The following is a 3726-nucleotide window of genomic DNA, read 5'->3' as shown; positions in this document are numbered from 1 at the left end:
ATGCTGCAGCAGACCACCGTGCCGCACGCCACGCCCTATTTCCTGAAGTTCCTGCGCCTGTGGCCCACGGTCACCGACCTGGCGAACGCCCCCGACGGCGAGGTCATGGCCGCCTGGGCAGGCCTTGGCTACTACGCCCGCGCCCGCAACCTCCTGGCCTGCGCCCGCGCGGTCGCCCGGGATCACGGCGGGGTCTTCCCGGACACCGAGGAAGGCCTGCGCGCCCTGCCCGGCCTCGGCCCCTATACGGCCGCGGCCGTGGCGGCCATCGCCTTCGACCGGCCAGCCAATGTGGTCGACGGCAATGTCGAGCGGGTCATGGCGCGGCTGTTCGCGGTCGAGCAACCCCTGCCCGACGCCAAGCCGGAGCTGAAGCGCCTCGCCGCCACCCTGATCGCCGACGACCGTCCCGGCGACTGGGCCCAGGCCCTGATGGACCTCGGCGCCACCGTCTGCCGACCCAAGGCCCCGCTCTGCGGCCGCTGCCCCGTCCGGGTCCACTGCGCGGCCTTTGCCCAGGGCGACCCGCAGACCTACCCGCGCCGCACGCCCAAGGCTGAGCGCCCGCACCGCTTCGGCGTCGCCTATGTCCTCACCCGCGGCGAGGAGGTGGCTCTGGTGCGCCGCCCGCCAAAGGGCCTGCTGGGCGGCATGCTGGCCCTGCCGACCTCCGACTGGCGCGCCGTTCGCTGGAGCGAAGCCGAGGCGCTCCGCGCGGCGCCCGCCTCGGCGGCCTGGCGCAGCGCCGGCGAGGTGGAGCACGGCTTCACCCACTTCACCCTGACCCTGCAACTCCTGCGCGCCGAGGGCGAAGCCGCTGATGTCATCTGGACGCGCCGCGCCGGCCTCGACGCCCTGCCGAGCGTCTTCCTGAAAGCCGCCCGGGCCGGGCTGAACGCATTGATCTGACCTTCTCCCCTTGCGGGAGAAGGTGGCCTCCGAAGGAGGTCGGATGAGGGGTCGCGCCAACGCATCGGCCGCGAGTAGCCGTCACCTTCGTCAAGATTGCGGAGAGGGTCTTCGACCCCTCATCCGTCAGCCTGCGGCTGACACCTTCTCCCGCAAGGGGAGAAGGTAGAGCCTCTAGGCTATTGGACCGCCTTTTCCAGGCTCTCGAGCATGCTCGCCCAGGTCTTCTCGTACATGGCCTTGTTCTTGGCGTGGTCGGGATGCTCGCCGCCGTTGGCCGCGGCCTGGGTGACCGTCACCTCGGTGGCGTCGCCGCGCGGCTTGAGCTCGAAGGTCACCAGATGCGCCTGGCCGGGCGCGGCGCCGCTCTCATGGGTGTAGGCGAGCTTCCGCTCCGGCTCGAAGCTGCGCACCTCGCCGCGGTCCTCGAACCGCTTGCCCTGGTATTCGCCCTGCATGCGGATCTGGCCGCCGATCCGCCAGTCGGCTTCCACGTCGGCGCCCATCATATAGGCCTTCATGCCTTCGCGGGATGTGAGGGTCTTCCAGACCTTGTCCGGCGCGGCCGCGATCAGCCGCGAAACCTGCGCTTCCGCCATGGTTCGTCCTCCGCTGTTCCGATGGGAAACGCGGGGGCCCGCCGGTTGGCTTCAGATGAGCTTGCGATAGACGATGAAGCCGGAGTCCTCCGCGACCCCATCGTAGAGGCGCCTGGCCGTCGCATTGGTCTCGTGGGTCTGCCAATAGACCCGCGGGCAGCCGGCGGTCCTGGCGGCCGCGTACACCGCCTCGATCAGCGCCCGGCCGACGCCCTTGCCGCGCGCCCCGTCGCTGGTGAACAGGTCCTGCAGGTAGCAGATGGGCGCGATCGCCGTGGTCGAGCGGTGGAACAGGTAGTGCGTCAGGCCGATCAGCCGCCCGTCCACCTCCGCCACCAGCCCGTGCACCGGCTCATAGGCGTCGAAGAACCGCGCCCAGGTCATGGCGGTGATCTCGTCCGCCAGGGCGGTCGGGCCCGCCCGCTCGTAGAAGGCGTTGTAGCCGTCCCACAGCGGCCGCCACTGGTCGTAGTCGCCCCGCGCGATGGGCCGGACTGCGACGCCGGCCATCAGATCGGCAGGTCCTTGCGCACCTTGGCGCGCAGCACATCGATGGGGGCCAGGCCCTTGTCGGACTTGAAGTGCCAGTAGGTCCAGCCGTTGCAGGCCGGCGCCGACTGCACCATGGCGCCCACCTTGTGGATCGAGCCGGTCATGTCGCCGATCGCCAGGCTGCCGTCCGGGCGCACGCGGGCGGAATGGCGGCCCTGCGGGCAGAACAGCATGTCGCCGGGGCGTAAGAGGCCGGCCTCGACGATCTGGCCGAACGGGATGCGCGGTTCGGACTTCTTCGAGCCGGTGACCACCAGCTCGTCCGGCGCGGCCGGGATCACCTTGGCGATCCGCTCGGCGGCGAGCTTCACATAGTCGGCTTCCCGCTCGATGCCGACATAGCGGCGGCCCAGCCGGCGCGCCGCCGCGCCCGTCGTGCCGGTGCCGAAGAAGGGGTCGAGGACGATGTCACCGGGCTTGGTCGACGACAGGATCACCCGGTGCAGCAGGGCCTCCGGCTTCTGGGTCGGATGGGCCTTCACCCCGTGGGCGTCCTTCAGCCGCTCCTCGCCGGTGCACAGGGGCAGGGTCCAGTCCGAGCGCATCTGCAGCTCGTCATTGGCCATCTTCATGGCGTCGTAGTTGAAGGTGTAGCGCCGGCTCCCGCGTCCCTTGGCGGCCCAGATCAGGGTCTCGTGCGCATTGGTGAAGCGCGTGCCCTTGAAGTTCGGCATCGGGTTGGACTTGCGCCAGACGATGTCGTTGAGGATCCAGAACCCCAGGTCCTGCAGCGCCGCGCCCACCCGGAAGATGTTGTGGTAGCTGCCGATCACCCAGATCGCGCCGTTGGGCTTCAGCACCCGGTGGCATTCCTTCAGCCAGGCGCGGGTAAAGGCGTCATAGGCCTCGAAGCTGTCGAACTGGTCCCAGTGGTCGTCGACCGCGTCGACCTTGGAATTGTCGGGCCTGAGCAGGTCGCCGCCCAGCTGCAGATTGTAGGGCGGATCGGCGAACACCAGGTCGACCGACCCGTCCGGCAGCTTCTTCAGCTCCGCCAGGCATTCGCCCTGGATGATCGTGTCGACGCTAACGCCCATCACCGCAAATCCCTTGAACACAAGAGATTGAATCCTGACCGGCTTATGGTGAAGGCCCGGTTAGCCGACGTGGTCAACGGGAAGTTAAGGCCGCCTCCGGATCAGCCTTCGAACGGCAGCTCGTCCTGCGCCAGGTCGCCGAACACCAGCATCGGGTCGCGGCCCATCAGGGCGAGCTTCACCGGCCCCCAGCTCAGGCGGTGGATCTCGCACGGCCCCAGCGACAGCAGCGCCTCGGCGTGGACCTGGGCGCGATAGCCCTTGTGGCTGGCGAAGCCATAGCCGGGATAGAGCCCGTCCATCTCCACCATCAGCCGGTCGCGGGCTGTCTTGGCCAGGATCGAGGCCGCGGCGATCGACTTCGACTTCGCATCGCCGCCCACCACCGTCGTCACCTCGCAGGGCAGCTTGAAGCGGTAGTTGCCGTCCACCAGCGCGAAGGCCGGCGCCACCGCCATGGCCTCGATCGCCCGGCGCATGGCCAGCCCGGTGGCGTGCAGGATGTTCAGCGCCGCGATCTCCTCGACGCTGGCGAACCCCACGCCCCAGGCCACCGCCTTGGCCTTGATCTCCGGCTCCAGCGCCTCGCGCGCCTTGGCCGAGAGCTTCTTGGAATCGTCCAGCCCCTT

Annotated in this window: 5 protein-coding genes; 1 reads left to right on the top strand and 4 read right to left on the bottom strand. The window is 69.4% G+C overall.

What is annotated here, in order from left to right:
- Positions 1–909: A/G-specific adenine glycosylase (locus VGT80_RS06205; protein WP_327453912.1), on the top strand; the 909-nt coding region annotated here is incomplete at its 5' end.
- Positions 910–1088: 179 nt separating this feature from the next.
- On the opposite strand, the gene VGT80_RS06200 is transcribed toward VGT80_RS06205, so the two are convergent.
- The 4 genes from VGT80_RS06200 to VGT80_RS06185 all read right to left on the bottom strand — a co-directional run.
- On the bottom strand, positions 1089–1508 hold the full coding sequence (locus VGT80_RS06200; protein WP_327453910.1) for an SRPBCC domain-containing protein: 420 nt from the start codon (positions 1506–1508) through the stop codon (positions 1089–1091).
- Between the two features lie 51 nt (positions 1509–1559).
- Positions 1560–2018: a GNAT family N-acetyltransferase gene (locus VGT80_RS06195; protein WP_327453908.1), complete on the bottom strand. Its 459-nt coding sequence runs from the start codon at positions 2016–2018 to the stop codon at positions 1560–1562.
- Positions 2018–3097 carry a site-specific DNA-methyltransferase gene (locus VGT80_RS06190; protein WP_327453906.1) on the bottom strand — a complete coding sequence of 360 codons (1080 nt, stop codon included), beginning with the start codon at positions 3095–3097 and terminating at the stop codon, positions 2018–2020. The genes VGT80_RS06195 and VGT80_RS06190 overlap by 1 nt, the downstream gene beginning before the upstream one ends.
- A 101-nt stretch (positions 3098–3198) precedes the next feature.
- Positions 3199–3726: ribonuclease HII (locus VGT80_RS06185; RefSeq protein WP_327453904.1), on the bottom strand; the 528-nt coding region annotated here is incomplete at its 5' end.

It is taken from the genome of Phenylobacterium sp. (assembly GCF_035944335.1).
In the GTDB taxonomy this organism is placed as follows: domain Bacteria; phylum Pseudomonadota; class Alphaproteobacteria; order Caulobacterales; family Caulobacteraceae; genus Phenylobacterium.
The sequence above is the reverse complement of the archived record's forward strand: the minus strand, read 5'-3'. Positions and strand labels throughout refer to the sequence as shown.

Coding starts and splice junctions, on each gene's coding strand:
- VGT80_RS06200 (WP_327453910.1), bottom strand. CDS start 1,508: ATGGCGGAAGCGCAGGTTTCGCGGCTGATCGCGGCCGCGCCGGACAAG.
- VGT80_RS06195 (WP_327453908.1), bottom strand. CDS start 2,018: ATGGCCGGCGTCGCAGTCCGGCCCATCGCGCGGGGCGACTACGACCAG.
- VGT80_RS06190 (WP_327453906.1), bottom strand. CDS start 3,097: ATGGGCGTTAGCGTCGACACGATCATCCAGGGCGAATGCCTGGCGGAG.